The 24,150-nt window shown below is 65.7% G+C and carries 25 protein-coding genes; 18 read left to right on the plus strand and 7 right to left on the minus strand.

Features of this window, described 5'->3' with window-relative positions; all coding sequences use genetic code 11:
* Positions 1-8 precede the first annotated feature (8 nt).
* The 3 genes from K2Y42_RS01805 to K2Y42_RS01815 form a co-directional block, all read right to left on the minus strand.
* On the minus strand, positions 9-2,531 hold the full coding sequence (locus K2Y42_RS01805; protein WP_291147790.1) for an acyl-CoA dehydrogenase: 2,523 nt from the start codon (positions 2,529-2,531) through the stop codon (positions 9-11).
* 304 nt (positions 2,532-2,835) lie between these two features.
* The gene (locus K2Y42_RS01810; protein WP_291147791.1) at positions 2,836-4,167 is read right to left on the minus strand and encodes an NAD(P)/FAD-dependent oxidoreductase; all 1,332 of its coding nucleotides are present in this window, start codon (positions 4,165-4,167) and stop codon (positions 2,836-2,838) included.
* The gene (locus K2Y42_RS01815) at positions 4,164-4,646 is read right to left on the minus strand and encodes a thioredoxin (RefSeq protein WP_291147793.1); all 483 of its coding nucleotides are present in this window, start codon (positions 4,644-4,646) and stop codon (positions 4,164-4,166) included. The genes K2Y42_RS01810 and K2Y42_RS01815 overlap by 4 nt, the downstream gene beginning before the upstream one ends.
* 151 nt (positions 4,647-4,797) lie before the next feature.
* Between K2Y42_RS01815 and K2Y42_RS01820 the strand changes: the two genes are divergently transcribed.
* The 10 genes from K2Y42_RS01820 (at position 4,798) to K2Y42_RS01865 (ending at position 12,900) form a co-directional block, all read left to right on the plus strand.
* Positions 4,798-5,340 (plus strand): thiosulfate oxidation carrier protein SoxY, encoded by a 543-nt coding sequence (locus K2Y42_RS01820; RefSeq protein ID WP_291147795.1) that lies wholly within the window; start codon positions 4,798-4,800, stop codon positions 5,338-5,340.
* Between the two features lie 3 nt (positions 5,341-5,343).
* Positions 5,344-5,673: a thiosulfate oxidation carrier complex protein SoxZ gene (soxZ, locus tag K2Y42_RS01825; protein ID WP_291147797.1), complete on the plus strand. Its 330-nt coding sequence runs from the start codon at positions 5,344-5,346 to the stop codon at positions 5,671-5,673.
* A gap of 112 nt (positions 5,674-5,785) precedes the next feature.
* Positions 5,786-6,028, plus strand: coding sequence for a CDGSH iron-sulfur domain-containing protein (locus tag K2Y42_RS01830; protein WP_291147799.1), 243 nt, complete (start codon positions 5,786-5,788; stop codon positions 6,026-6,028).
* 240 nt (positions 6,029-6,268) lie between these two features.
* Positions 6,269-7,183, plus strand: coding sequence for a branched-chain amino acid ABC transporter permease LivH (locus K2Y42_RS01835; protein ID WP_291147801.1), 915 nt, complete (start codon positions 6,269-6,271; stop codon positions 7,181-7,183).
* A 4-nt stretch (positions 7,184-7,187) separates the two neighbouring features.
* Complete coding sequence (livM, locus tag K2Y42_RS01840) at positions 7,188-8,534, plus strand: high-affinity branched-chain amino acid ABC transporter permease LivM (protein ID WP_291147803.1); 1,347 nt, start codon at positions 7,188-7,190, stop codon at positions 8,532-8,534.
* 5 nt (positions 8,535-8,539) lie between these two features.
* Positions 8,540-9,478: an ABC transporter ATP-binding protein gene (locus tag K2Y42_RS01845; protein WP_291147805.1), complete on the plus strand. Its 939-nt coding sequence runs from the start codon at positions 8,540-8,542 to the stop codon at positions 9,476-9,478.
* Complete coding sequence (locus K2Y42_RS01850) at positions 9,475-10,197, plus strand: ABC transporter ATP-binding protein (RefSeq protein WP_291147807.1); 723 nt, start codon at positions 9,475-9,477, stop codon at positions 10,195-10,197. Before K2Y42_RS01845 ends, K2Y42_RS01850 begins: the two co-directional genes overlap by 4 nt.
* Complete coding sequence (locus tag K2Y42_RS01855; protein ID WP_291147809.1) at positions 10,197-10,568, plus strand: DUF6867 family protein; 372 nt, start codon at positions 10,197-10,199, stop codon at positions 10,566-10,568. The genes K2Y42_RS01850 and K2Y42_RS01855 overlap by 1 nt, the downstream gene beginning before the upstream one ends.
* A gap of 129 nt (positions 10,569-10,697) precedes the next feature.
* Complete coding sequence (locus K2Y42_RS01860; protein ID WP_291150137.1) at positions 10,698-11,804, plus strand: branched-chain amino acid ABC transporter substrate-binding protein; 1,107 nt, start codon at positions 10,698-10,700, stop codon at positions 11,802-11,804.
* Positions 11,805-11,814: 10 nt separating this feature from the next.
* Complete coding sequence (locus K2Y42_RS01865) at positions 11,815-12,900, plus strand: branched-chain amino acid ABC transporter substrate-binding protein (protein WP_291147811.1); 1,086 nt, start codon at positions 11,815-11,817, stop codon at positions 12,898-12,900.
* Positions 12,901-13,018: 118 nt separating this feature from the next.
* Here K2Y42_RS01865 and K2Y42_RS01870 read toward each other — a convergent pair whose 3' ends face one another.
* Complete coding sequence (locus K2Y42_RS01870; protein ID WP_291147813.1) at positions 13,019-13,216, minus strand: hypothetical protein; 198 nt, start codon at positions 13,214-13,216, stop codon at positions 13,019-13,021.
* Positions 13,217-13,793: 577 nt separating this feature from the next.
* Here K2Y42_RS01870 and purB point away from each other — a divergent pair.
* The 3 genes from purB to K2Y42_RS01885 are packed head-to-tail and all read left to right on the plus strand — an operon-like array spanning position 13,794 to position 16,916.
* Positions 13,794-15,101: an adenylosuccinate lyase gene (gene purB / locus K2Y42_RS01875; RefSeq protein WP_291147815.1), complete on the plus strand. Its 1,308-nt coding sequence runs from the start codon at positions 13,794-13,796 to the stop codon at positions 15,099-15,101.
* Between the two features lie 55 nt (positions 15,102-15,156).
* Complete coding sequence (locus tag K2Y42_RS01880) at positions 15,157-16,290, plus strand: hypothetical protein (protein WP_291147817.1); 1,134 nt, start codon at positions 15,157-15,159, stop codon at positions 16,288-16,290.
* 44 nt (positions 16,291-16,334) lie between these two features.
* Positions 16,335-16,916: an alpha/beta hydrolase gene (locus K2Y42_RS01885; protein ID WP_291147819.1), complete on the plus strand. Its 582-nt coding sequence runs from the start codon at positions 16,335-16,337 to the stop codon at positions 16,914-16,916.
* Between the two features lie 77 nt (positions 16,917-16,993).
* Here K2Y42_RS01885 and K2Y42_RS01890 read toward each other — a convergent pair whose 3' ends face one another.
* Positions 16,994-17,317 (minus strand): DUF1476 domain-containing protein, encoded by a 324-nt coding sequence (locus K2Y42_RS01890; RefSeq protein WP_291147820.1) that lies wholly within the window; start codon positions 17,315-17,317, stop codon positions 16,994-16,996.
* 359 nt (positions 17,318-17,676) lie between these two features.
* On the opposite strand from K2Y42_RS01890, the gene purC reads away from it, so the two are divergent.
* The 4 genes from purC to purQ all read left to right on the plus strand — a co-directional run bounded on the left by purC (position 17,677) and on the right by purQ (position 20,108).
* Positions 17,677-18,465 carry a phosphoribosylaminoimidazolesuccinocarboxamide synthase gene (purC, locus tag K2Y42_RS01895; protein ID WP_291150138.1) on the plus strand — a complete coding sequence of 263 codons (789 nt, stop codon included), beginning with the start codon at positions 17,677-17,679 and terminating at the stop codon, positions 18,463-18,465.
* A gap of 87 nt (positions 18,466-18,552) precedes the next feature.
* Positions 18,553-18,795 carry a phosphoribosylformylglycinamidine synthase subunit PurS gene (purS, locus tag K2Y42_RS01900; protein WP_291147822.1) on the plus strand — a complete coding sequence of 81 codons (243 nt, stop codon included), beginning with the start codon at positions 18,553-18,555 and terminating at the stop codon, positions 18,793-18,795.
* Entirely contained in the window at positions 18,795-19,244 is a 450-nt protein-coding gene (locus tag K2Y42_RS01905; RefSeq protein ID WP_291147824.1) for a hypothetical protein, read from the plus strand. Before purS ends, K2Y42_RS01905 begins: the two co-directional genes overlap by 1 nt.
* Positions 19,245-19,403: 159 nt before the next feature.
* Positions 19,404-20,108, plus strand: coding sequence for a phosphoribosylformylglycinamidine synthase subunit PurQ (gene purQ / locus K2Y42_RS01910; RefSeq protein WP_291147826.1), 705 nt, complete (start codon positions 19,404-19,406; stop codon positions 20,106-20,108).
* Positions 20,109-20,567: 459 nt separating this feature from the next.
* Here the strand turns inward: purQ and K2Y42_RS01915 are convergent, their stop codons facing one another.
* Positions 20,568-20,966, minus strand: coding sequence for a hypothetical protein (locus K2Y42_RS01915; protein WP_291147828.1), 399 nt, complete (start codon positions 20,964-20,966; stop codon positions 20,568-20,570).
* 374 nt (positions 20,967-21,340) lie between these two features.
* On the opposite strand from K2Y42_RS01915, the gene purL reads away from it, so the two are divergent.
* Positions 21,341-23,569 (plus strand): phosphoribosylformylglycinamidine synthase subunit PurL, encoded by a 2,229-nt coding sequence (gene purL, locus K2Y42_RS01920; protein WP_291147830.1) that lies wholly within the window; start codon positions 21,341-21,343, stop codon positions 23,567-23,569.
* 33 nt (positions 23,570-23,602) lie between these two features.
* Here purL and K2Y42_RS01925 read toward each other — a convergent pair whose 3' ends face one another.
* Positions 23,603-24,121 carry a hypothetical protein gene (locus K2Y42_RS01925; RefSeq protein WP_291147832.1) on the minus strand — a complete coding sequence of 173 codons (519 nt, stop codon included), beginning with the start codon at positions 24,119-24,121 and terminating at the stop codon, positions 23,603-23,605.
* Positions 24,122-24,150: the final 29 nt, after the last annotated feature.

Consider the following 24,150-nt stretch of genomic DNA (forward strand, 5'->3'; position numbering starts at 1 on the left):
AACTCCTGTTACATCTGTTTTTCCGCATCGGCCGGAAGGCCGCGCGAGTTGTGTCCAAGGATCGAAGCCGCCTTGCGATAGTTTGGCTCCAATTCCTCGGGCGCGAAATGATCGACCGCAATGACGCGGGCCGTCAACGTCTCGACCTCGCGCAGCATCAACGCTTCGCTTTCGGTGATCGATCCTGCCTCAGCCGCGGCGGCAATCCAATCGATGCCGTGGAAGCGGCGAACGGTCCCGGACCGGATGGCGCGTTCAAGCTTCTTTTCGGCTTCCTCGGCGGCGACGACCTTTTTCAGCGTCACTTCGAGCAGGCCGGTCGCATCGCCCGGATCGTTCGAGATGTAGATGTCGCGCGTGAGGCGGTCGCGCACGGGACCGGGCTCGGTCACGAGGCGCACGATCCGCGAGCCCAGCGCGTCGGGAGCCGGATAGTAGTGGCGGCCGAACGGGAACACGAGGGTGCGGAGCAGGACGCGCACGGCCGGGTTGGGGAAGTTCTCGACTGTGCCGCGAAGCGCTTCCTCGAAGCGATGCAGGCCGTTCGCGGCGGCGAAAGCGACGATGGCGCGATCCGGTTCGGGTCGCCCGTCATCTTCGAAGCGCTTGAGCACGCAGCACAGGAGGTAGATCTCGGAGAGCGCATCGGCGAGGCGCCCGGTGATCTTCTGTTTCACCTTGAGGCCGCCGCCGAGGGTCGCGACCGTGAGATCGGCGACGAGGGCGAAGTTGCGCGATGCGCGCGAGAGCTGGCGATAGATGGTTTCAAGACCGTCGGCGCGATCCGGCACCTCGCCGAACAGCCCAAGCGTGATGTTGTGGAAGAAGGCGCCCGCGACGTTCGAGATCGAGAACGAGATGTGGCCGAGCAGCGCGTCTTCGAAGGCGGCGAGGCCGCGCTTGGTGTCCGTGTCCTGGACGGCCTGCACTTCCTTGTACAAATAGGGATGCGATCGCAGCGCGCCTTGAGCGAACGTGATCAGCGTGCGAGTCAGAATGTTTGCGCCTTCCACCGTGATGCCGACGGGGACGAGCTGATAGGCCGATTGCAGGTAGTTGGATGGGCCGTCGCAGATGGCGCGACCGCCGTGGATGTCGAAGGCATCGTTGACGGCGCGGCGCAGCTTCTCGGTCGTCTGGTACTTCATCAGCGCCGAAATGACGGACGGGCGCTCGCCGCGCGAGACCATGGCGGCCGTGACGGCGCGGGCGGCTTCGTTGACGTAGGCGGTTTCAACAAGACGAGCGAGCGGCTCGTCAACGCCTTCCATCCGCGCGATGGGCAGGCCGAACTGGCGGCGAATGCGGGCGTACGCGGTCGTGACGCGCAGCATGGCTTTGGCGCCTGCAGTCGCGGATGAGGGCAGCGAAATCGCGCGTCCCGCCGACAGGCACTCCATCAGCATGCGCCAGCCGCCGCCGACCATGGCCTGGCCGCCGATCACCCACTCCATGGGAATGAAGACGTCCGTGCCCCAGTTGGGGCCGTTCGGGAAGGCCGCGCCCGAGGGCAGATGGCGCCGGCCGATGTTCACGCCCGGATGCTTCGCCGGGATGAGGGCCACGGTGATGCCGATGTCCTCGGTGTCGCCGATGATCTTGTCGGGATCGAACAGGCGGAACGCGAGGCCGACCAGCGTCGCTTCGGGCCCGAGGGTGATGTAGCGCTTGTCCCACGACAGGCGGATGCCGACGACCTCACGGCCCTCGTGCTCGCCCTTCGTGACATAGCCGATGTCGCGCATGGTGGCGGCGTCGGAGCCGGACGTTGGCCCCGTCAGCGAGAAGCAGGGTACTTCGAGGCCCTGCGCCAAGCGCGGCAGGAAATGGTGCTTCTGTTCGTCGGTGCCGTACTTCTCGATCAGCTCACCGGGCCCGAGCGAATTCGGGACCATCACGATGGTGACGACGTCGGGCGAACGGGAGGCGATCTTACCCAGGATCAGCGACTGGGCCTGGGCGGAAAACCCGAGACCGCCGTGCTCCTTCGAGATCAGCATGCCAAGGAAGCCATGCGCCTTCACGAAATCCCAGATCTCGACCGGCATGCGGCGCTCCGCGTGGCGGATCTGCCAGTGGTCGATCATGGCGCAGAGCTGCTCGGTCGGACCGTCGAGGAAAGCGCGCTCCTCGGGCGAGAGCACGATCGGGGGGATGGCGCGCAGCTTCTGCCAGTCCGGCGTGCCCGAAAAGATCTCGGCATCGAAGCCGACGGTGCCCGCGTCGAGCGCCTGCTGCTCGGTGTCCGAGACCTTGGGCAGGATGTTGCGGACGAGCTTGAAGGCGGGCCGGACCAGAACCTTGCGGCGCACGTCCGCGATTGAAAGTGCTGCCAGCCCGGCGAGGCCAAGCCAAACCAGAAAGCCGAGGAAACCGAAGTGCGGCGCATGCAGCGCGCCGTGGAACGCCCCGCACTGCCAGGCCAGGGCCACAAGTCCGAGGCCCGCTGCCCATTGCCAGGGAGAGGCCCGCCAGATACCGAGCGCAACCGCGACCGCGATCAAAGTGATCAGAAGCAGGATCAACGCCATCGGGGGCTCCGCTCTTTGGTCTGTCGCGCCTCAGGAGCGGTCTACGCCCTGGGGGCGCGTCCCACTTTCATCAGGCTCGATCAACAACGCCTGGCGCAGGCCGCTCAGAGTTGCTGAGACTACCTCGCCATCGATACGACGCTTCCGCTTCACACGCAAAAACGCGCGTCGAGCCGATATGGTAAGCGAAGAGTATAAAGCGTTCCTCTCCGCCACAATGAATTCGTGGAAATCTTTGTCTTTACTGAGCGTTAACGTTGTATCTTCCGGCCGCGACTGAAATGAGAGCGACCCGCGGCGGCTGTTAACCGCGTCCTGCCTCAGGATGCTTGCCCGTGGCGGAGGCCGACTTGGCGAACATGTCGGCGGTCAGCGTCTCGTACCAGGCGAGGCTCTCCTCGTAGTTCTCCTTGCGCAGCTCTGCCGTCTCGCCGGGCTGCGAGATGAAGGGATCCTTGGCGACCAGGATGTGCTTGCCCTTGGCGTCGCCCGGCGCGTAGTCGGCGCCGATCTTGACGCTGTCGCCCGGCGAGAGCATCGACCAGCAGGTGTTGCGGTAGGCGGCCGGCGGGCGCTCGGCCCCTGTGAGATCGGCCAGCACGTGCCCCGCGACGGCGCGCGCCTGGTTGTTGGCAGAATACGCTGACTTGGGCATGTCGGCGGCAATGGTTGCGTCGCCCACGACGTAGACGTTTTCGATTTTCGCCGATTGGAAGCTTTCCGGCTTGATCGGGCACCAGTCGCCTTCGGCCAGGCCGCTCGACAGCGCGATCGCGCCCGCCGTCTGGTCGGGAATGATGTTGGCGACCGCCGCCTTGAACGTCTCGCCCGACTTCGTCACCACCTCGCCCGTCTTGGGATCGACGCGCACAACGCTCATGTCGTCGATGTCGTTGGTGAGGCGCAGCTCGATGACGTTCTTGTAGTACTTGGCGAACGCCTCCTCGAAGACGGCCTGTTTGGAAAACGACATCTTGGGATCGAGGATGACGAGCTTGCTCTTCGGCTTTTCGCGCTGGAGGTAGTTGGCGATCAGGCAGGCGCGCTCGTAGGGGCCCGGCGGGCATCGATAGGGATTGCGCGGGGCGGCGATGACGACGAGGCCGCCGTTCTCCATGTCGTCGAGGCGTTCGCGCAGCAGCTTCGCCTGACGTCCGCCCGACCAGGCGTGGGGCATGAAATAGCTGGCGGCTTCGCTGTAGCCTTCGATGGCGCCATACTTGAAGCCGATGCCGGGCGCGACGACGAGCCGGTCATAGGGGATGGCTGCGCCCTTCTCGATCGATACCTCGCGCTTTGCGGCATCGAATCCGGTGGCGCGGGCATGCACGACCTTAATACCGATGGCGGCCAGTCCGTCGTAGGTGTTGGTGATACGCGAGACCGGCAGGAAGCCGCCGATGAAATGGTTGGAGTAGAAGCACGACGTATAGTGCGTCTGCGGCTCGATGAGCGTGACGTCGAGATCCGGCACGGCGCGCTTGATCGTGACGGCGACCGTCGCGCCCGCCGGGCCACCGCCGATGATGACGACGCGGGCCTTCGCGGCGGCGCGCGCCGACCGCGCGAGCGCGCTAAGCGAGAGCGGCACGGCTGCTAGTGCGAGCGCGAACTGGCGCCGGTCGATCTGGCTCATGGCGCACTGATCTCCTTGGTCCCGAAACCTGGAAAATACCCGGCTGCGGACAGCAACGGCCGCAGCTCCTCGTAGAAGTAGTCCGCGCCGGGATAGCCGGTCACGCGTCCGAGCTCTTCGCCGGACCGCATCAGAATGAATGTCGGCGTGTAGACGACCGGCGCGAGCCCCTTGAGATCGGGGGCGCCACGGCGCACGCGCTTCAACGGCGCGAAGCGGCCTTCATCGGTTTTGGGGTAGCCGCGCCCGATTTCGGCATGCCACTTCTGGCAGAACCGGCACCCGGGCTCTTCCACCATGACGAGGCGGATGGGGGATGCGGCATGGGACGGGAGAGAGGCCGCGGCATTGAGCGCGATCGCACAGGCCACGAACGCGCCGGCCGCGCACACGGCGGACGCCAGCACGAGCAGAATTCCAGTGAGCCAGCCGCGGCTTGCGCGCGGCGCCAAGTCGGCTCCGACGTGATCGAGGGCCATTTTTTGCACCTTCGTTTGGTGGCATCGTAGCAGTCCCTAGGTATGACGAGAAGGATGCTATGGCCACGATGCCCACGCATTCATATATGTAATCTTCGACGACTCCTCCCCGCCCAGGCGGCGCGCCTTGAGAGATGATGCGAGCACGGACGTGAAAAACACCACTTCGCCATGGGAGCACCTGCTTGGGGGGCGCGCGCTCGATCGCCGTGCGGTTCTGGCCGGCGCCGGCGCGCTCGCAGCCGCAGCGATGGTCCCGGCAGCGGCCTTGGCCGAAGCCGCGAAGACCACCCCGGCAGCCGCGGCGGACCCGCCTCCCCTCGTGCCGACCGCGCAGTTCGGAGACGCGTTCGCGAAAGTTGTCGGAAGCGGGACGCCGCTCGAAGGGCTCGTTGTGCTCGAGCTTCCGGAGTTTGCCGAGAACGGCAACATCGTGCCTTACAAGATCAGCATCGACAGCCCCATGACCGGCGAGGACCATATCCAGCGGATCACCCTGCTCTCGACGCAGAACCCGCAAGCCACGGTGGCCGTGTTCCATTTCACGCCGCTCTCCGGCAAGGCGACCGTGTCGGGGCGCATGCGCCTTGCCAAGACGCAGGAAGTCGTTGCGGTGGCGCTGACGTCGTCGAACTCGCTCCTGGTCGGGCGACAGATGGTCGATGTCGGCATCGGCGGCTGCGGGGCGGAGTAGACAATGGCCGCCTCCAAACCCCGCCTCAAGCTTCCCGAGCAGGCTGCCGCCGCCGGCGACGTGATCGAAATCAAGGCGCTGATCACGCACGTCATGGAGACGGGCAACCGCAAGACGGCCGATGGCCAGCCGATCCCGCGCAACATCATCCACACGTTCAGGGCCGAATACGACGGCAAGCCCGTGTTCACGGCCGAGTTCGGCCCCAGCATTTCGGCCAATCCCTACATCTCGTTCTATCTCAAGGTGCCGGGCCCCGGCGAACTGCGGGTGACATGGATTGACGACGAGGGCGGCGAGACGATCGAGCGCTACCCGATCGCGGTCGGCTGAGGCCCGCGGAATTCCGACCTAACAGAGCGGTTTATATTCCTGGTTTCTTGGACTTGCCCGCGCGGCCTGAAGCCGATACGCCGGAGGGCAGGCTGAACGCAGGATCCGAAGCATGTCTGATGACCCCATTGTCGCGCAAGCGGGCCCCTACCAGGTCGAACTCGTGGAAGGGCAGACGTACTTCTATTGCCGCTGCGGGCGCTCGCAGACGCAGCCGTTCTGCGACGGCTCGCACAGCGTGACTGATATCGAGCCGCTGGAGTTTACGGCGCCGTCCACGGGCACCTTCAATCTCTGCGGCTGCAAGGCCACCGACGACGAGCCCTGGTGCGACGGCTCGCATAATATGATTTGAGGCCCACTGCTCCGCCTGCGCGCACGGACATCCAAGGCGAATCGGACACTCGTCCGGGGAGTTGGGCCGCAGCCTCCAGGCCCCTTTTTGCGCAAAAATTGCCTCACCTCCGCACAAATCCACAGCACGCCGCCCGCTCGGGCCGCTTCCCGGGCGCCTCAGCCGAAAAATCGTTTCCCAACCGCGCCGCACCCGTCCTAAACAGCTAAGGCAGAGCTATTCGGGGGAACGGCCGCAACAATGGACTATTTCATCCAGCAGCTCATCAATGGGCTCACGCTCGGCTCCATCTACGGTCTCATCGCCATCGGCTACACGATGGTCTACGGCATCATCGGCATGGTCAACTTCGCCCACGGCGACGTGTTCATGCTGGCCGCCTTCATCGCTCTCATCCTCTTTCTCGCCCTCACGCAACTGCTCGGCATCGGCTCGCTCGGGCTCGCGCTCTTGATCGTGCTCGTGCTCGGCATGGCGCTGACCAGCCTCTGGGGCTGGGTGATCGAACGGCTCGCCTACCGGCCGCTCAGGGGATCGTTCCGTCTTGCGCCGATGATCTCGGCCATCGGCATGTCGATCTTCCTGTCGAACTTCGTCCAGCTCGTGCAGGGCCCCCGCAACAAGACGCTCGAGCCGATCCTGTCCAACGTCATCGTGCTTCCGGTCGGTCAGGGCTCGGTGACTCTCGCCGAAAAGCAGCTCGTGATCATGCTCGTCACGGCGCTCCTGCTCGGCGTGCTCTGGTACGTCGTGCGCCACACGCCTCTCGGGCGCGCGCAACGTGCCTGCGAGCAGGACCGCAAGATGGCCTCGCTGCTCGGCGTGGATGTGGACCGCACGATCTCGATCACGTTCATCATGGGCGCGGCGCTGGCCTCGGTCGCGGGGCTTTTGTGGATGACCTACTACGGCGTCGTCAGCTTCAACGACGGCTTCGTGCCCGGCGTGAAGGCGTTCACGGCGGCGGTGCTCGGCGGCATCGGCTCGCTGCCCGGTGCGGTGCTCGGCGGACTTCTCATCGGCCTCATCGAGACATTCTGGTCGGCCTACTTCACCATCGACTACAAGGACGTCGCGGCCTTCTCGATCCTGGCCATCGTTCTCATCTTCATGCCCTCCGGACTGTTGGGCCGCCCGGACGTCGAGAAGGTCTGAGGCCATGGGCAATATCGGCGAGGCGTTGAAAGCGGCGCTGATCGCAGCCCTGGTGACGTTCGGTCTCGCGTTCCCCATCGTGGCGCTGCGCACCGACACCAACCTGTCGAACCAGCTCGTGCTGAACCAACGCTCGGGACTGGCGCTGGCGCTGGCGGGCGCCGCGTTCGCCGTGCGCTTCGTGTTCGCCCTGCTCTATCCGGCAGGCTTCGTGCGCCGCGCCGCAAAGCCCAGAAGCGAGGTGCCGCCGCATCCCTACCTGCGTTATCTGCCGCGTGTGGGGCTGGCGCTGCTGCTTGCGTTTCCCTTCATCGCGCTCGCCGTCGCCTCTGCCGGAGGGCCGGGTATCCTCAAGGTCGTCGACACCTACGGCATCCAGATCCTGATCTACGTGCTGCTCGGGCTCGGCCTCAACATCATCCTCGGCCTCGCCGGCCTTCTCGATCTCGGCTTCGTCGCCTTCTATGCCGTCGGCGCCTACTGCACGGCGCTCCTCACCACCACCTACGGCTTCTCGTTCTGGATTGCGCTGCCGATCGCGGGCATCGTGGCGGCACTCTGGGGCGTGCTGATCAGCCTGCCGGTGCTGCGCCTCAAGGGCGACTACATCGCCATCGTCACTCTTGCGTTCGCGGAGATCGTGCGCCTCGTGCTCGTCAACTGGGTGCCGGTGACGGGCGGATATGCGGGCTTGTCGGACATCCCGAAGCCGACGCTGTTCGGCTACTCGCTTGGCCCAGGTCCGGACTCACTCTGGACCGCGCTCTCAATCCCCTACGCGCCGATCTACCGGCTCGCCTTCATGTACTATCTCGTGCTGGCGCTGGCGCTGGCCGCCTACTTCGTCACGCTGCGCCTCAGGACGCTGCCTGTCGGGCGCGCCTGGGAAGCCTTGCGCGAGGACGAGATCGCCTGCCGCTCGCTCGGCATCAATACCGTGACGACCAAGCTCACGGCGTTCGCGGCGGGCGCATTCTTCGGCGGGCTCGCGGGCGCGTTCTTCGCCGCGCATTATAGCTTCGTCAGCCCCAAGTCATTCGAGTTTCTGGAAAGCGCGATGATCGTCGCCATCGTCGTGCTCGGCGGCCTCGGCAGCATGCTGGGCGTCGCGATCGCCGCCACGGCCATGGTCGGCGGCACGGAGCTGTTGCGCGAACTCGGCGGATTGCAGGCCGTGTTCGGCAGCGGGTTCGATCCGGCCCAGTACCGCATGCTGCTGTTCGGCCTGGCCATGGTGGTGCTGATGGTGCTGCGGCCCAAGGGGCTGGTCTCGACGCGCGAGCCGAGCGTGCGGCTTGCGGCGCGGCCGACGCGCGGCAGCCCCGCCCATCGACCCCAGCCGGCGGAGTGACGGGCATGCGCTGGCAATCCGAACCCCTGCTCGTGGTCGACCACCTCTCGATGCGCTTCGGCGGACTGGTGGCCGTCAAGGACCTCTCGTTCCAGGTCGGGCGCGGCGACATCACGGCGCTGATCGGGCCGAACGGGGCGGGCAAGACGACCGTCTTCAACTGCATCACAGGTTTCTACAAAGCCACCAGCGGGCGGATCGCGCTGGCGCACGGGGCGGCCGCAACGCCCGACGCGGTGGACGTGCTGACGCGCTCCGACCGGAGGCGCACCTATGGCAAGAACCCTGAGCTGTTCCTGCTCGAACGCATGCCCGATCACGAGATCGCAGCTCAGGCGCGCGTGGCGCGTACGTTCCAGAACATTCGCCTGTTCCCGGGCATGACGGTGCTCGAAAACCTGATCGTGGCGCAGCACAAGACGCTGATGCACGCATCCGGCTGGAGCATCGGCGGCCTGCTCGGGCTCGCCACCTACCGCGCGGCGGAACGCAAGGCGCTGGAGCTGGCGCGGGCGTGGCTCGAAGTCGTCGGGCTCCTCGACCGCGCCGACCATCCGGCGGGAGAGCTGCCTTATGGCGCGCAGCGGCGGCTCGAAATCGCGCGCGCCATGTGCACGAACCCCGTGCTGCTCTGTCTCGACGAGCCGGCGGCGGGCCTCAACAACCGGGAGAGCGCCGAGCTGACGAAGCTCCTGCGCGGGATCCGCGCGCAGACCGGCGTCTCGATCCTGCTCATCGAGCACGACATGTCGGTGGTGATGGATATTTCCGATCATGTCGTCGTGATCGAGTACGGCACCAAGATCGCCGACGGCACGGCGGAGAGCGTCAAGAACGATCCCAGAGTTATCGCGGCCTACCTCGGCGTCGAAGACGAGGATCTGGCGGCGGCGGACAGGGTGAACGCCGACCGGGCGCCCGCGGAAGAGGGACGCGGATCATGAGCGCACCCTTGCTGTCGGTCTCCAACGTTTCGGCCTTCTACGGCAACATCCAGGCGCTCAAGGGCGTGACGCTCGACGTCCGCCGCGGCGAGATCGTGACGCTGATCGGGGCCAACGGCGCCGGCAAGTCGACGCTCATGATGTCGGTGTTCGGCAGTCCCCGGGCGCGCGCGGGCGAGATCCTGTTCGAGGGCCGGCCGATCACGCATCTGCCGACGCACGAGATCGCGCGTCTTCGGATTTCGCAAGCCCCCGAGGGCCGGCGCATCTTCCAGCGCATGACGGTGTTCGAAAACCTGCAGATGGGCGCGGCCGTCGACGGGGGCGAGAATTTCGAAGCGGATCTCGAGCGCATCACGACGCTGTTTCCGCGCCTCAAGGAGCGACTTCTCCAGCGCGGTGGCACGCTGTCCGGCGGCGAGCAGCAGATGCTGGCCATCGCGCGCGCCCTCATGGGACGGCCGAAGCTGCTGATGCTCGACGAGCCGTCGCTCGGACTTGCGCCGCTGATCGTCAAACAGATTTTCGCGACGCTGGCCGAGCTTAATGCGCAAGGCATGACGATCTTCCTCGTCGAGCAGAACGCCTTTCATGCGCTTCGCCTGGCGCACCGCGCCTACGTCATGGTCAACGGCGTGATCACGATGGAGGGCGCGGGGCGGGATCTCTTGGCGCGACCGGAGATCCGCCAGGCCTACCTCGAAGGCGGGAGGCATTGATGATCGAAGACCTGCTTTCCTCTCTCGGCTATGCGCTTCCGCCCGGCGGGGGCGTCATCCCGTTTCTGCTGCTGACACTCGCCGTCGGGGGCGGCGCGGCATGGCGCACGGGGCAGGCCGTGGCCGAGGGCTGGAGCCCCCTTTGGCCGGTGCTCGTCTATACGGCGCTCATCGCGGCGGCCGTGCGGTTTCTGCACTACGCGCTGTTCGGGGCCGCGCTCGTGTCGGCGCCGAGCTACCTGGTCGACTTTGGGCTGCTTTCCGTCATCGCGCTCGTGGCCTATCGGATCCGGCGCACCCGCCACATGACCGAACAATACGGATGGATTTTTGAGCGGTCGGGTCCCCTGACCTGGCGCGATCGCCCCTAAGTCGTCTCACGCGTCTTCTCATACTCGGCGTGACTTCGCCGTCTTTTCGGGAGACAAACGCGGTCTGACATTCGATGCGCGCGCGAGCGCGCACCTTTTTTTACATCCAGGAGGATCTCGATGCGTCCCGTGAAGCTTGCGATCGCGCTCGCCGTCGCCCTGTCTCTGTCCGCGTGCGGCGGCGAGAAGACGCTCAAAATCGGCGTGGCGGGCCCGCTCACCGGCAAGGACGCGGTGTTCGGCGCGCAGCTCAAGAACGGCGTTGACCAGGCCGTGCAGGACATCAACGCGGCGGGCGGGCTCAACGGGCAGAAGCTCGAGCTCGTGTTCGGCGACGACGCGGCAGATCCGAAGCAGGGCCGCTCGGTCGCCAATACGTTCGTCGGCGAGGGCGTGAGTTTCGTCGTCGGCCACTTCAACTCCGGCGTCACGGAGCCCGCCTCCGACATCTACGCCGAGCACGGCATCCTGATGATTACGCCGGGGTCGACCAACCCCAAGATCACGGATCGCGGCCTCAGCAACGTGTTCCGCACCTGCGGGCGCGACGACCAGCAGGGCAAGATCGCGGGCGAGTACATCGCGCAGCACTTCAAGGACAAGAAAGTCGCCATCGCGCACGACAAAACGACCTACGGCAAGGGGCTCGCCGACGAGACCAAGAAGACGATGAACGGCCTCGGCGTGCAGGAGGTGCTGTACGAGGGCATCAATGCGGGCGAGCGCGATTTCAGCGCTCTGGTCTCGAAGATCAAGGCCTCCGGCGCCGATCTCGTCTACTGGGGCGGCGTGCACACCGAGGGCGGCAGCATCCTGCGCCAGATGAGGGGCGCGGGCTTGACGGCCGTGATGATGGGCGGCGACGGCATCGCCACCGACGAGTTCGCCGCGCTCGGCGGGCCTGGTACGGAAGGCACGCTGATGACGTTCGGTCCCGATCCGCAGAAGCGCCCCGAGGCGCAGGCCGTGCTCGAAAAGTTCAAGGCGCGCAACTTCAAGCCCGAGGCCTACACGCTTTATGCCTACGCGGCGACGCAGGTGATCGCGGAGGCGGCGAAGGCCCTCAACTCCGTCGATCCGGTGAAGATCGCCGCGGAGCTGCATTCCGGCAAGACGTACAAGACCGCGATCGGCGACCTCGCGTTCGATGCCAAGGGCGACGTGACCCGCATCGATTACGTCATGTACACTTGGCAGAAGCTGCCGGACGGCACCATCGGCTACGTGCAGAACTGAGCCCTCGTCCATGCTCCGGGGCGTGCGGCTCGGCGTGATGATCGGCGCGGCGCTGCTCGGGCTTCTGCCCGAGGGCGCGCGTGCGGACATCCGGATCGGGCTCGCCGCGCCCCTGAGCGGGCGTCTGGCCGCCCAGGGGCTCGCCATGCAGCAGGCTCTTGCCGCCGCCATCAAGGACGTGAACGCGGCCGGAGGCGTGCTCGGCCAGCCGCTCATTCTCGATGTCGAAGACGACGGGTGCGCACGTGCGAGCGGCGAAGGCGCGGCGCGCGCGCTTCTTGCGCGGGGCCCTCTGCTCGTCATCGGCCACCCCTGCTCCAGTGCCGCCACCGCTGCGGCGCCGGTCTATGGGGCTGCGAAAGTTCTGTTTATCGCCGTCGGCGCGCGCCATCCCGACGTCATGCTCGGCGGCGCGGGCGCGCCCATTTTGCGGCTCGCCGGGCGCGACGACCGGCAGGGCGATGCGGCCGCGCACTGGCTTGCGGCCCGGGCTCCTGGCAAGCGCGTCGCCATCGTGCACGACCGGACGGCCTATGCGCGTGTCATCGCAGAGCGCGCGGCGCAGGCGCTCAAGGACGCGGCGGTGGAGCTCGCCACCGTGTTTCCGATCGTGGCCGGCAAGCACAGCTACGCGGAGACCATCGCGCGGATCGGCGACATGCACGCCGACGCGTTGTTTTTCGCAGGCTATCCGGATGAGGCGGCGGTGATGCTGGCGGGGCTTGCGGCGGCCGGCCAGACGGTGCCGGTGCTCGGCTCGGATGCGCTTGCGACCGAAGAGTTCGCGCTCGTCGCTGCCAAATCGAAGCTCAGCGTCCAGGTGCTGCTGCCTGCCGATCCGATGCCGCTCCCGCACGGCGAGGACGTGTTCGGGGCGCGTGCGCGCGGTGCGCTGGAGGTCTGGATGCAGGCGGTGGCCGCGCTTGGCTCGGCGAACGGCGAAGCGGTCGCGGCGAAGGTCCGGGACCCGATGGCGGTGCTCGATACGCCGTCGCTTGGAAAGCTGGCCTTCGATCCGGCTGGCGACCTGGCGGCCGACCCGTTTGTGACGGCGTCGGCGCGCGCAGGCGTTTGGCTCGTGGACCGGCGGCCCTGATCGCTGCTTTGGGAGCAGTCTTGCCCGGCCCGGTGCGGGACTTCGTTCATGATCCCGGGCGGGGCGTCGTTCATCGCCCCGGAGGGGTCCTCTGTAGCGGGCCCCGGGACGGGGACGTTCAGCGGCCCTGCGATTCTCTCATGCACTCCTGCGCCAGTCGGCGTTCGATGAGCGCGAGCGCCTCAGGCACCTGATATCCGTGGGCGCGATAAGCGCGAATGCGCTCCGAAACAATTGCGTAAGAGCGGCGTGGATCGTCGATTTCTTCCAATTTGAGATTGAGCTCAGCAATCTCAGACTGCATCTGTTCGGTCATCAATTACCCCTAAGCTTCGTCGTGTCTTCGCGGGACGAGCCGGTTCCGGCCTTCGTCGGCGAAGCGCTGTCGGTGTGCGCGCGTCTGCCGAAACTCAAATACGAACTCGAAAAGTATCAAGTCTCGGAAGACCTTGTCCTAACATTTTCGCAACAGTGTTGATCGTTGCGTTACTTGATCACCCGGCGCGGCGCATGATCTCTCATCGAACTGTGGCCCGATCTTGGCGTTTTAGGCTCACGTATTGTTGCCGAGTATTGCGTTGCAAAAATGCACTTGGGCCCTGCAGCAAAATGCAACAGATTGTGCCCGATTTCTTTTTTCGATTTCCGGCACAAAAAACGGCGACGTGATTTCGCAGTGCGAAGTTTCACCTGCCTGAATATTATGCAGGGAAAACGCCGACATTTGGGACGCCCGTCTGCTGCCCCCGACTTTCGCATGACATAGTGTCGCAAGAGCCATCCACAGCGCGGGCAGGATGCTGGCGCCCGGCGCGGCCGGATTTGCTGCCGGAGGCCGGCTCTGCTACGCCCCCGTCTCAGAGTCCCTCCCTCTTCCAGCCTGCGAGACCCGAATGATTCCCCGCTATTCACGCCCCGAGATGACCGCGATCTGGACCCCCGAGACGCGCTTCCGGATCTGGTTTGAAATCGAGGCCCACGCCGCGTCCGCCATGGCGCAGCTCGGCGTGATTCCGGCCGCGGCGGCGCAGGTCATCTGGGACAAGGGCTCCAAGGCCGTCTTCGACACCCAGCGCATCGACGAGATCGAGGCGGTGACGAAGCACGACGTGATCGCCTTCCTGACCCATCTCGCCGAGCACGTCGGGGCGGACGCGCGCTTCGTGCACCAGGGCATGACCTCATCGGACGTGCTGGACACGTGCCTCAACGTGCAGCTCGTGCGTGCCGCCGACATTCTGATCGCGGGCGTCGACCGCCTGCTCGCCGCCCTCAAAACGCGCGCGTTCGAGCACAAGAACACCGTCACCATCGGGCGCAGCCACGGCATCCATGCCGAGCCGACGACGTTCGGCGTCAAGCTCGCGTTCGCGCACGCCGAATTCCAGCGCGCGCGCGAACGCCTCGTCGCCGCCCGGCGTGAGGTCGCCACCTGCGCCATCTCGGGCGCGGTCGGCACGTTCGCCAACATCGATCCGCGCGTTGAAGTCTACGTGGCGGAGAAGCTCGGCCTCGAAGCCGAACCCGTCTCGACACAGGTCATTCCGCGCGACCGGCACGCCATGTACTTCGCGACGCTCGGCGTGGTGGCGTCCTCGATCGAGCGGCTCGCGACCGAGATCCGCCATCTGCAGCGCACCGAGGTACTGGAAGCCGAAGAGTTCTTCTCGGCCGGGCAGAAGGGCTCGTCGGCCATGCCGCACAAGCGCAACCCCGTGCTGACCGAGAACCTTGTGGGGCTGGCGCGCATGGTGCGCTCCTACGCCATGCCGGCGATGGAGAACGTGGCGCTCTGGCATGAGCGCGACATCTCGCACTCGTCCGTCGAGCGCATGATCGGTCCGGACGCGACGGTGACGCTGGACTTCGCGCTGGCGCGGCTCGCGGGCGTGATCGAGAAGCTCGTCATCTACCCCGAGGCCATGAAGCGGAACCTCGACAAGCTTGGCGGGCTGCACAATTCCCAGCGCGTGCTGCTGGCGCTGACGCAGGCGGGCGCCTCGCGCGAGGAGGCCTACGCGATGGTTCAGCGCAACGCGATGAAGACGTGGGAAACGGGCGCCGACTTCCTGACTGAGCTCAAGGCCGACAAGGATGTGACGGCGAAGGTGCCCGTGGCGGCGCTCGAAGAGATGTTCGACCTCGGCTATCACCTCAAGCACGTCGACACGATCTTCACGCGCGTGTTCGGCACGGCGTAACGCATCACGCCTTCGGGATCTGGTGCTTCCGGCACGGCATGCGCTAGGATCGCGCATGCTCACCCTGCCCGCCGCCCGCTGGACCCAGCCCGAATTCATCCGTCGCCTCGCCGTCACCTTCGCGGTGCTGGCGCTCTATCGTGTTGGCAGCAACGTACCGCTGCCGGGCATCGATGCCGCGCTTCTGTACGCGCAGGCTCCCATGCGCGGATCGGGCGCCTACATCGGGCTCGTGTCGATCATGACGCTCGGCATGACGCCGCTCTTGTCGGCGCTGATCCTCGTCGAGATGACGAAGACGTTCTGGCCGGGCTTCTGCGCGTGGGCGGCCGTGCCTCGCAAAGCCCATCGGATCGAGATCGCCGCGGTGGCCGGCGCGCTCCTGATTGCCGCGCTTCAGGCCGGCGGGCTCGCGCTCGCGCTCGAGCAGGTCGTCGGGCTCGTTCCCGAGCCTGGGTTCGGCTTCCGGGCGGGCGTCGTGGTCTCCCTGATGGCCGCGATGGCGGTTCTGATCTGGCTTGCGGCCGTGATTTCGCAACATGGCATTGGGCACGGCTTCTGGATCCTGCTGGCTGCACCCCTCATCGTGACCTTGACCCAGCGCGTGATCGAACGGGCCGGCGACTTCGGGCCGGCCGGGCCGACGGGGATTGCGCTCACGGTCCTCATGCTGGCCGTCTCGATCGCGGTGCTGGCCGCGCTGCTCAACGCGAAGCCGCCTCTCAGCGAACCGACTGAGCCGGCCTGGGCCAGCATTCTCGGCTTCGCGCTCGTGACGTGGGTCGTGACGGGGGCATGGGTCGCTGTCGCGCTCCTCGCGCCGGAGTATGCGCCGCCCTTCGAGCAGGTGTCCCTCTACGACGCGCTGCTGCTGCTCAGCCTTGTGTGCGTGGTGCTGGTCGTCGTGATGCGGCGGCGGAGTCTCGGAAGCGCGACCGGCGCTTCCGCAGCGGCTGCGGCGATGCCGCTCGCCGGAGCGTTGGTCGGGCTCGTTGTATTCGGGATGGTGCTTTCACATATATCGCACGCGCCACTCCTCATTCCTCCGACGAAGGTTCTGCTGCTTGCGGCAGCGGGGCTTATCGTCCTACAGGGCATGGCGCGCCCCGAATACGAGCCGGCGGCGACGCCCTCCACGTCGACGCCTTCCAACTCCGGGGCCGTTTCACCACCCGATCCCCAGTCCTGAGCGCGATCCCCATCCGCGCGAACGGTTTTTTCGCGAGAGGTTCCATGCGCACGTCCGACGTCGATATCCTGATCGTCCCCGGCTGGTCGGGGTCCGGCGAAGACCATTGGCAGACGCGTTGGGAGCGCACGCTCAAAACGGCGCGTCGCGTCGAGCAGGAGGACTGGTACGCGCCGGATGCCGAGGCGTGGGTGGGCCGCATCATCGAGAACGCCGTGCAAAGCGCGCGGCCCGTGGTCATCGTGGCGCATAGCCTCGGCGTGCCTGCGGTGGCCCACATGGCGAAGCGGATTCCGAAGGGCTTCATTTCGGGGGCGTTCCTCGTCGCGCCCGCGGATGTCGATCACGCGAGCGCCTGGCCGGTGACGGAAGGGCTCAAGTTCGATGCCACGGCGAGCGGATTTTCGCCGCTGCCGGGCGAGCCGTTTCCGTTTCCGTCCGTGCTGGTGGCGTCGTCGACCGACCCCTACTGCAGCATGGAGCGCGCGACCGCGCTGGCCAATGGCTGGGGGTCAACGCTGGTGGAGGCCGGGGACGCCGGTCACATCAACAGCGCGTCCGGCTTCGGGCCGTGGCCCGATGGCGTGCTGCGATTCGGCGCCTTCCTCAGGACGCTCGAGGCATAGTCGCGCTCGAGGAGCCGCCGGCCGCACGCTCAAAGGAAAGTGGCCAGCGGGCCTGAACCCGCTGGCCGATCTCGTGCTTACTTCGCCGATTCGATTTCGGTCACGGCCTTGGCCAGGAACTCGGTCATGGCCTGGCGGATCTCGGCGTCGGCGATCGTCACGCCCTTGTCGGCGAAATCCTGCTTCACCTTGCGCAGCACGTCGTCATCGCCCTTCTCGGCGAGATCGGCCTTGCGCACGGCCTTGATGTAGTCCTCAAGCGCGGCGCCGGTGATGCCGAGCTTGGCGCCGGCCCACTCCGCCAACATCTTGTTGCGCCGGCTTTCGGCTTTGAACTTCAGGTCCTGATCGTGGGCAAACTTCTTCTCGAAACCTTTTTCGCGCTCGTCAAACGTGGTCATGACCGTCTCCAATCAGGCTACTTTCAGTCCGGGCTGTTCCGGCTTTGTTCAGGGCGAATCCGTGTTGTATGGGTCTCGCATCACGCCCAGCAGTCCGCGAGCCGTACCTTGGCGGGGCAAACAAATCAACGGCTTGTCCAGCTCGTACCCCAGAGGCCATTTGCCCCCTCGTTTAGATTGTTTCTCCCCCCTGCTTCGGCTAGTGTCCGGGCATGAAATTTGTGCGTTAGACCGGCCCAGAGACAAGTCGAGAACTTCCGAAATCTCGTCGTAACATCAATGGGTCGGCTCCTCGGGACAGGCCGTCCTCATCAGTTGCAATGTCGGGCAAGAGCGTGATCGTCAAGGGACCAGGATCGATGAACAAGCGGCGCCGAATCTACGAGGGCAAAGCGAAGGTTCTTTACGAAGGACCAGAGCCGGGAACGCTCATCCAGCACTTCAAGGACGACGCGACCGCGTTCAATGCGAAGAAGCACGCGCTCATCGAGGGCAAGGGCGTGCTCAACAATCGCATTTCGGAATACGTGTTCCAGCGTCTCGGCGAGATCGGCGTGCCGACGCACTTCATCAAGCGCCTCAACATGCGCGAGCAGTTGATCCGCGAAGTCGAGATCATTCCGCTCGAAGTCGTCGTGCGCAACGTTGCGGCCGGCTCGCTGTCGACGCGGCTCGGCCTGGAAGAAGGCATGCAGCTGCCGCGCTCGATCATCGAGTTCTACTTCAAAGCCGACAACCTCAACGACCCGATGGTCTCCGAAGAGCACATCACGGCGTTCGGCTGGGCCACGCCGCAGGAAATCGACGAGATCATGCAGCTCGCGCTGCGCGTGAACGACTTCCTCGTCGGCCTGTTCCTCGGCATCGGCATCCGTCTCGTCGACTTCAAGATCGAGTTCGGCCGCCTGTGGGACAACGAGCAGATGCGGATCGTGCTCGCAGACGAGATCAGCCCCGATTGCTGCCGCCTGTGGGACATCACGTCGGGCGACAAGCTCGACAAGGATCGCTTCCGCCGCGATCTCGGCGGCGTGCTCGAGGCCTACCAGGAAGTCGCGCGCCGTCTTGGCGTGCTGACGGAAAACCGCCCGCCCAAGGGCGTCGGCCCGGTGCTCGTCGCGTCGAACCCGACCGGAAAACCCAACTAAGTATGAGGCAACAGGCAACATGGCAGCAGGCAGCAAGATGGCTGTAACACTGCTGCCGGTTGCCCGCTGCCCGCTGCCCGAGGTCCAATGAAAGCCCGCATCAAGATCACGCTCAAGAATGGCGTCCTCGACCCGCAAGGCAAGGCGATCCAGAACGCGCTCGGCGCGCTCGGCTTCGAAGGCGTCAACGACGTTCGCCAGGGCAAGTACATCGAGGTCGATGTCGCCGGCATGAGCGAGGACAAGGCCCGCGCCGAAGTCGAGCGCATGTGCCGCGACCTGCTCGCCAACACGGTCATCGAGAACTACAGCTTCGAGCTCGCGCCCTGATGGTGCGGAGCGCGCGCGCAATTGCTGTGGCCATCGGACTGCTGTGTCCGGCGGCTGCAGGCGCGCAAAGCGGGGGTGCGCCCACGCTCGATTGCGCGCTCGGCTACGCAAGACTTCAATCCTCCATGCAGGCCCTTCCGGGCGCCAAGGCAGAGCGGCGCGGCGATTTCGACGTCGTGACGCTTTCCGTGCCGGACACCTGGAGCATCGAGGTCGTGTTCACGGCTCCCGGCACGCCCGCGCATCCCGCCGTCATGATGCGGACGCGGTACATGCAGGTGACCGGCGTCTGGACCTCCCAAAGCAAGGGCTGCGGATACGGCGACCGCGTTCAGTTCGAAGCCGCGATGGCCGACATGAAGGCCGCCGATACCGCGCTGACCAACGCCTCGCGCGACGAGGTCGAACGGAAGAAGCAGGACCAGTCGCCGCTCGCGACGCCCAACTGACGGGGCGCAGGCGTCTGAGCCCCGCCGAAACCATTAGGTATTGCCCCTGCCCTCGCCACCCGGGCGCCGGTCCACATCCCCGTTCGCAGCGGCGCAATGGGTTATGGACAGCGGCAGGGCCACGCGATACTGGGGGCCAAGCTCATACCGGGAGAGACCATGCTCCGCGCATCCGTGATCGTATTCCCTGGCTCGAACTGCGACCGGGACGTCAAAACCGCGCTCGAAGCCATCACCGGCTTTCCGGTCAAGATGGTCTGGCACGGCGACGCCACGGTGCCTTCCTCGGACCTCATCGTGCTGCCGGGCGGCTTTTCCTACGGCGACTACCTGCGCTGCGGGGCCATGGCGGCTCAATCGCCGATCATGCGCGACGTGGTCGAGAAGGCCCGCAAGGGCACGCCCGTGCTCGGCATCTGCAACGGATTTCAGATCCTCTGCGAATCCGGCCTCCTGCCGGGCGTGCTGATGCGCAATAAATCCCTGCACTTCATCTGCCGGGACGTGCATCTCAAGGTCGAAACGGACAAGACGTTCTTCACGGGTTGCTACCGTCCGGGCGAAGTCATCCGCGTCCCGATCGCGCACGCGGAAGGCAATTACTTCGCCGATACTGAAACGCTCGACCGGCTGGAGGGCGAAGGCCGGGTCGTGTTCCGTTATTCCGATGCCGAGGGCACCGTCTCGCCCGAGACGTGCCCGAACGGTGCGCAGCGCAACATCGCGGGCATCGCCGATCCGACGGGGCGCATCGTCGGGATGATGCCGCATCCGGAGCGGCTCTACGAAAAGATGCTCGGCGGGACGGACGGCCGGCGCGTGTTCGAGAGCGCGGTCGTGGGCGCCGTGGCTGCGATGGGGTGATAGTCGGCAGTCGAGGTGGAGCCCTCGTCGCTCTGAAATGCAAAAGGGACGAACCTTTCGGTTCGTCCCTTTTTTCGTCCTCCGGCGATGCCGGAGTGAATTCGAGACCCGGCTTCTTGCCGGAGGGTGATTCACGTTTGAGATTGATAGGATCTCAAACGATCACGCTCCTGCGCCGGAGGCCGAACTCAGCGCTTCTTGGAGCCGGCGCCCTCGACGGGCGACCAGGAGCTGAGAAGAGCGAGCAACACGGCTTTCATTGGATTTCTCTCTAGAAGTGTTTCGTTGGGTGAGCTTGTACCCTGATCCGCGGCCCCGAGGAAGTGCGGCACTTGCTCGCCTGCAATGCAGGCCCGGCATGGCAGCCCGAAATTTCACATTACTTTCAAGACCTGGAACAATTGAGGGCAGGTCATGGACCTGCCCTCAAACTATGCATCGTTACTTTACGAATGCTTCTTAAGACTTGTAGGGCGCACGATCATACACGCGCGCGATCATGCGATTCGCACCGTGCCCGCAGAAGAACTCGGCGGACTGGCCGGCGCTGGCATCGACCTTGAAGATCTTGCCCTGCGTGACCGGCATGACGAAACGGGTACCCGGGCTATCCAGGCTCGCCTGATCGCCGAACGCGTCGGCAACCACGACCGTCAGCTCGCACGCCTTGTTATTGGCTACAAAATAGCCAATCGCGTGCTTGCCACCGATATCGAGACTGATGCCGCGTCCCGGCGTCATGATTTCGACCGTTGCGCCCGGCTGGGCATGAAACAACGGATCGGCGGATACGACACCCGCAGCAAGTACGCCCATCATACCCGCTGCTGCAGCAACGGCTTTCGTCGCCTTCAACATGGTTCAACTCCATTTAATGATGAGATGCTCGCCGCGGCGGGACTCTTCTGGTCCTGCGTTCCGGCTTGGGCATTCTATAACATCATGACTCGGCAGGAAGAATTCCTATTGCTGCATAGCAGCGGCCAGGTTTGTGCAGCGCGATACTGTCGCAATGGGTGTGATGTCGCATGGCTTCAACCCAACGTAAGCCCGCCCGAATCCTGTCCTCTCGCCGGTCGCCCCGACCCCGCCGCGGCCCAGACGAACCACGCGACCTGCGACACGCGCGTCCGCGCCGCGGGACAAGACGGCCCGGGCGAGCGACAAGCCCGTTTTCCCTCGCTATAAGCTCCGCGTTAGATCTTCATCGCGAGACCCGGAACACCTTCCTGATGCAGGACAACGCGACTTCCACCATCACGCCCGAGACCGTCGCCGCCCACGGGCTCAAGCCCGACGAATACCAGCGGCTGCTCAAGATTCTCGGGCGCGAGCCCCGGATCACGGAGCTCGGCATCTTCTCGGTCATGTGGAGCGAGCACTGCTCCTACAAATCCTCTCGCGTTTGGCTCAAGACGCTGCCGACCTCCGGCGCGCGGGTCATCCAGGGGCCCGGCGAGAACGCGGGCGTGGTGGACCTCGGAGACGGGGACGCGGCCATCTTCAAGATGGAGAGCCACAACCACCCCTCCTACATCGAGCCCTACCAGGGCGCGGCTACGGGCGTCGGCGGCATCATGCGCGACGTGTTCACGATGGGCGCGCGGCCGGTGGCGAACCTCAACGCGCTGCGCTTCGGCGATCCTTCCCATCCCAAGACGCGGCACCTCGTTTCGGGCGTCGTGTCCGGCATTGGCGGCTACGGCAATTGCGTCGGCGTGCCGACGGTGGGCGGCGAAGTGAACTTCGACGCGGGCTACAACGGCAACATCCTCGTCAACGCCATGTGCGTCGGCCTCGCGAGGACGGACAAGATCTTCTACTCGGCCGCCAAGGGCGTCGGCCTGCCGGTCGTCTACGTCGGCTCGAAGACCGGCCGCGACGGCATCCACGGCGCGACGATGGCGTCCGCCGAGTTCGACGACAAATCCGAAGAGAAGCGCCCGACGGTGCAGGTCGGCGATCCCTTCACCGAAAAGCTGCTGATCGAAGCCTGCCTCGAGATGATGGCGACGGACGCGATCATCGCCATCCAGGACATGGGCGCTGCCGGCCTCACCTCGTCGACGTCTGAAATGGCCGACAAAGGCGGCGTCGGCATCACGCTCGACCTCGATCATGTGCCCCAGCGCGAAGAGGGCATGACGGCCTACGAGATGATGCTCTCCGAAAGCCAGGAGCGCATGCTCATGATCCTGAAGCCCGGCCGCGAGGCTGAGGCCGAGGCGATCTTCCGCAAGTGGGGTCTCGATTTCGCCGTCGTCGGCACCACGACCGACACGGGCCGCATGATCGTGATGCACAAGGGCGTGGTCGAAGCCGACCTGCCGGTGCCGGTGCTCGCGAACTCGGCCCCGATGTACGAACGGCCGTGGTTCGCGCCCGTGCCGCCGCAGCCTGTGCTGCCGCAGTGGGTCAAGGCGCCGAACGGCAATCTCGATGCGCTGAAGACGATGTTCGGCTCGCCCGCGCTCTGCTCGCGCCGCTGGGTGTGGGAGCAGTACGATCACATGGTGATGGGCGACACCATCGGACGCCCCGGCGGAGACGCGGCCGTCGTGCGCGTGCACGGCACGCAGAAGGGCCTCGCGGCCACCTGTGACGTCACTCCGCGATACGTTGCGGCCGATCCTGAGATGGGCACCAAGCAGGCTGTCGTTGAGACGTGGCGCAATCTCTGCGCCGTCGGCGCCGATCCGATCGCCATCACCGACAACATGAACTTCGGCAATCCCGAGCGCCCGGAAATCATGGGGCAGTTCGTGGCCTCCGTGCGCGGCATGGCGGAAGCGTGCCGCGTGCTCGACTACCCGGTCGTGTCCGGCAACGTGTCGCTCTACAACGAGACCAACGGCGTCGGCATCCCGCCCACTCCGGCCATTGGTGGCGTCGGGCTCATTCCGGATGTGGCGCATGTGGCGGACATCAAGCTCAAGCGCGAGGGCGATCTGCTGATCGTCATCGGCCGCGAGCAGGGCTGGCTCGGCCAGTCGCTCTACCAACAGATCATCTGCGAGAAGCTCGAAGGCGCGCCGCCGCCGGTGGATCTCGCCGACGAGATCAAGGCCGGGCGTCTCGTGCGCGCGCTCATCCGCGAGGACAAGGTGTCGGCCGTGCACGACCTCTCGGACGGCGGGCTGCTCGTCGCGATTGCCGAGATGGCGCTGGCGTCGGGCGAAAAGGGCAGCGGGCTCGGCGTGGAGCTGTTCGCCTATGAAGGCAAGCTGCCGGCGCACGCGGTGTGGTTCGGCGAAGACCAGGGACGTTATGTGCTGGCGGTCGATCCGGCCCGCGCGGAAGAGGTGGTCGAGCGCGCGCGTCTCCTCGCGCTGCCGGCCCGCATCGTCGGGCGCACGGGCGGCGACGCCATCGTGCTCAAGGGCGAGGAGCCGCTCAAGCTCACGGAGCTGGCCGAGATCAACGAAGGCTGGCTGCCGAACTACATGGCGGGTGAGATCTAGGCGCGGCTTCCGCCAAGCCCTGTTCGTATCCCCTCAAGCGCCTTTGCCATCGAGATTGGTCTGGCGGCACTGGCCGCCCAGGTTGCGGAACACGTTGCTCCGGATGCCGGCCTCGACCGGCAGGCTTCCGGATGCGCCGAGCTTCAAGTCGTAGAGCACGATGTGGGTGGCGCCGTCCGCCGACGTGATCATCGGCCGGCCGTCGCCGTCGAGCGCGTAGGTCCAGGCGGGACGCTCCGCGTGCTCGTAGTTCTGGCGAACGCCGTCTGCCGAGACGAAGGCGCGTTGAAAGAAGCGCGGCGGCTCGCCTTTCGGCACCTCGACGTCGAAGTAGAAAAACACCGCGGTGCTGCTGTGCATGAAGGCGGTGAAGGAGCAATCGAGCGACGGGGGCAGCGCGTCGTTCGGCTTCGTGGTCGCAACCTCCGGCGGCCTCTGCGCTGGCGCGGTCGGCTGCCGAAACAAATACGCAACAACAGATCCGCCGAGCAGAACAGTTGCGATGCCGGCAGCGGCCAGAAAGCTCGACCTGCCGGAAAGGCGCGTTTTCATGTGCGATCCACCGTTGTAGCGCGACGTTC

The sequence above is a fragment of the Hyphomicrobium sp. genome (genome assembly GCF_019744875.1).
Classification (GTDB): Bacteria; Pseudomonadota; Alphaproteobacteria; order Rhizobiales; family Hyphomicrobiaceae; genus Hyphomicrobium_C.

Coding starts and splice junctions, on each gene's coding strand:
- K2Y42_RS01885 (WP_291147819.1), top strand. CDS start 16,335: ATGCGCACGTCCGACGTCGATATCCTGATCGTCCCCGGCTGGTCGGGG.
- soxZ (WP_291147797.1), top strand. CDS start 5,344: ATGGCCGCCTCCAAACCCCGCCTCAAGCTTCCCGAGCAGGCTGCCGCC.
- K2Y42_RS01815 (WP_291147793.1), bottom strand. CDS start 4,646: ATGGCCCTCGATCACGTCGGAGCCGACTTGGCGCCGCGCGCAAGCCGC.
- purC (WP_291150138.1), top strand. CDS start 17,677: ATGAACAAGCGGCGCCGAATCTACGAGGGCAAAGCGAAGGTTCTTTAC.
- K2Y42_RS01870 (WP_291147813.1), bottom strand. CDS start 13,216: ATGACCGAACAGATGCAGTCTGAGATTGCTGAGCTCAATCTCAAATTG.
- K2Y42_RS01850 (WP_291147807.1), top strand. CDS start 9,475: ATGAGCGCACCCTTGCTGTCGGTCTCCAACGTTTCGGCCTTCTACGGC.
- K2Y42_RS01880 (WP_291147817.1), top strand. CDS start 15,157: ATGCTCACCCTGCCCGCCGCCCGCTGGACCCAGCCCGAATTCATCCGT.
- purB (WP_291147815.1), top strand. CDS start 13,794: ATGATTCCCCGCTATTCACGCCCCGAGATGACCGCGATCTGGACCCCC.
- K2Y42_RS01905 (WP_291147824.1), top strand. CDS start 18,795: ATGGTGCGGAGCGCGCGCGCAATTGCTGTGGCCATCGGACTGCTGTGT.
- purS (WP_291147822.1), top strand. CDS start 18,553: ATGAAAGCCCGCATCAAGATCACGCTCAAGAATGGCGTCCTCGACCCG.
- K2Y42_RS01845 (WP_291147805.1), top strand. CDS start 8,540: ATGCGCTGGCAATCCGAACCCCTGCTCGTGGTCGACCACCTCTCGATG.
- K2Y42_RS01890 (WP_291147820.1), bottom strand. CDS start 17,317: ATGACCACGTTTGACGAGCGCGAAAAAGGTTTCGAGAAGAAGTTTGCC.
- K2Y42_RS01835 (WP_291147801.1), top strand. CDS start 6,269: ATGGACTATTTCATCCAGCAGCTCATCAATGGGCTCACGCTCGGCTCC.
- K2Y42_RS01830 (WP_291147799.1), top strand. CDS start 5,786: ATGTCTGATGACCCCATTGTCGCGCAAGCGGGCCCCTACCAGGTCGAA.
- K2Y42_RS01810 (WP_291147791.1), bottom strand. CDS start 4,167: ATGAGCCAGATCGACCGGCGCCAGTTCGCGCTCGCACTAGCAGCCGTG.
- K2Y42_RS01915 (WP_291147828.1), bottom strand. CDS start 20,966: ATGTTGAAGGCGACGAAAGCCGTTGCTGCAGCAGCGGGTATGATGGGC.
- purQ (WP_291147826.1), top strand. CDS start 19,404: ATGCTCCGCGCATCCGTGATCGTATTCCCTGGCTCGAACTGCGACCGG.
- K2Y42_RS01865 (WP_291147811.1), top strand. CDS start 11,815: ATGCTCCGGGGCGTGCGGCTCGGCGTGATGATCGGCGCGGCGCTGCTC.
- K2Y42_RS01805 (WP_291147790.1), bottom strand. CDS start 2,531: ATGGCGTTGATCCTGCTTCTGATCACTTTGATCGCGGTCGCGGTTGCG.
- purL (WP_291147830.1), top strand. CDS start 21,341: ATGCAGGACAACGCGACTTCCACCATCACGCCCGAGACCGTCGCCGCC.
- K2Y42_RS01855 (WP_291147809.1), top strand. CDS start 10,197: ATGATCGAAGACCTGCTTTCCTCTCTCGGCTATGCGCTTCCGCCCGGC.
- K2Y42_RS01925 (WP_291147832.1), bottom strand. CDS start 24,121: ATGAAAACGCGCCTTTCCGGCAGGTCGAGCTTTCTGGCCGCTGCCGGC.
- livM (WP_291147803.1), top strand. CDS start 7,188: ATGGGCAATATCGGCGAGGCGTTGAAAGCGGCGCTGATCGCAGCCCTG.